Raw genomic sequence first — 1,937 nt, forward strand, 5'->3', positions numbered from 1 at the left:
GTCGGGCTTGAGGATCAAGGGCTGTTTTATTTGTAGGTATCTCACCTTTTCTCTCCGCTAAATACTGCTTTTTCCATCGAACTACAGCAGATGAAGAGGCACCTGATAGATCAATTATTTGTTGATTAGAGTAATTATCATCGATCATCAATTTTGCATATTCTAGCTTTTGAGCAGGAGACACTTTTATACGATCTTTTCGAGTTGTATTGGCCATTATTCTTTCCTATTTAATTCATTTAAGAGGCTATCAAACCCTCCAAACTTATTAAACCATTACAAATTCAAGCGCATTAGCGAATGGGCTAAGTCGTAAACTACGCAGTTGTTCGATGACAATATCATTCATGTTATTTCCTTAGTTGTAGTATTTTGAACCACGGATGTTTTGGTGGTTTATAGGCTCATTTGACTCTTGGCTTTGCTCAAGAGCATAATTTTCTCGCTTGTTTTCAAGGAAGTTTTTTACAGTAAATCGGTTTGGCCTTTCTAACAGCAATGCGCTTTGGCAAGCCTGCTCTAAGCGAGCATCTGTATATGCCTCGCTAAGCTGAGTAAACCTAAACAGGCTCGGTAGGCTTGCTCTGGATGAGTTTTGCTATTAAGTTGGTGCTCAACAACACTACGGGTGCCGCACCCTATGCTTTTGCCCCAACTAAGTAAACGCTGAGGCGACCACTGCTGTTTTTGATGAGATAGCGACATATGCTCAGCGATGGTCGTGAACCCACCTTCCTTATGGCTTCTAGGATGTTGGGCAATACATTGTCCCTTGAAGTAAATTCTTATCATGCGAACGGTTGCTTGTGTATCAACACGCTCACCGCTATAAATATGCGGTACAGAGTAAGCGTGCTTTTTATAAAGCACATGATAATCAATACCGACTTTGGCGTGATGGTGGTCAACATATTCATAGGGGTATTGAGGAAGAGGCTTTAATGCTGGACGGTCTAGTTGCTCAAATAGGCTTTCACGGTTGCCAGGTAACTGCCTAAATTTACGTTGATTTAAGTCTTTGAGGAGACATTTTAGTTCGTGATTCAAGCTCGCCAAGGTGTAGAACACTTGATGGCGTATGCGCATTAATATCCATCGTTCAACGATAAGCACTGCATTCTCAGCTTTTGCTTTATCTTTGGGTTTATAAGGTCTTGCAGGCATTATTGCCGTGTTGTAATGACGCGCTAACTTGAGATAATTCTCATGAGTGTTGGCTCATACCTATCAGCTTTAGAAACCGCACTGCGTAAATTATCAGGGACTAACAGGTTAGGCACACCGCCAAAAAACTCAAACGCGCTGCCATGCGCCATTAACCAGTCTTCTTGTTTTTGACTGGCACTGGCTTCAATAAAGGTGTAGTTCGACGCGCCTAACGTCGCGACAAATATCTGCGCATTGCGTACATCTCCGGTATCAGGGTTAACGATTGATACCGTTGGCCCGCAGTAATCAATAAAGAGTTTGTCACCTGCGATATGGTGTTGGCGCATGCTGCGTTTAAGCTTCTTCTTCCAGCGGAGATAGTACTCACAAAACTGAGTGTAGGCATAAGCCTTTTCTAGGTACTTTGCTTGATACTCTTGCCACAAGAGAATTTTAGTCATGCCCTTGCGCTTCAGCTCTTTATGCATCAAGGCAAAGTCAGGCACTTCTTTCTTTGATGAAGAGTGCTTGAGTATAAAAAAAGGGCTAACGACATTCGGTTTAAAAATGAAACTTTATATCAAAGCACAAAAAGCAGCAATTGAGGCTTTGCACCTAGAACAAGCCTCAACTGCGTAACATCAGTTAATAATTATCCAGATGCACTTGGTGATCAATTTGTCGCATGGTCAAACCCACAGGTACAAGCAAAATATGGACAATACAATCACTACAACCTAAAAGCGGCCAAACAACTTTTAAGAGAAAACGGTTACATCGATATTAAT

General features: G+C 41.8%; 2 protein-coding genes and 1 pseudogene. All 3 read right to left on the bottom strand.

Going from position 1 to position 1,937, the window contains the following annotated elements:
• Positions 1-217: pseudogene (locus tag G322_RS0118995) on the bottom strand (IS3-like element ISSde8 family transposase); the annotation flags it as partial.
• 302 nt (positions 218-519) lie between these two features.
• The gene (locus G322_RS24975; RefSeq protein ID WP_051143806.1) at positions 520-1,164 is read right to left on the bottom strand and encodes a Mu transposase domain-containing protein; all 645 of its coding nucleotides are present in this window, start codon (positions 1,162-1,164) and stop codon (positions 520-522) included.
• Positions 1,165-1,187: 23 nt separating this feature from the next.
• Positions 1,188-1,610 (bottom strand): IS21 family transposase, encoded by a 423-nt coding sequence (locus G322_RS24980; RefSeq protein ID WP_051143807.1) that lies wholly within the window; start codon positions 1,608-1,610, stop codon positions 1,188-1,190.
• Positions 1,611-1,937 lie beyond the last annotated feature (327 nt).

Source organism: Psychromonas hadalis ATCC BAA-638 (genome assembly GCF_000420245.1).
Lineage (GTDB): Bacteria > Pseudomonadota > Gammaproteobacteria > Enterobacterales > Psychromonadaceae > Psychromonas > Psychromonas hadalis.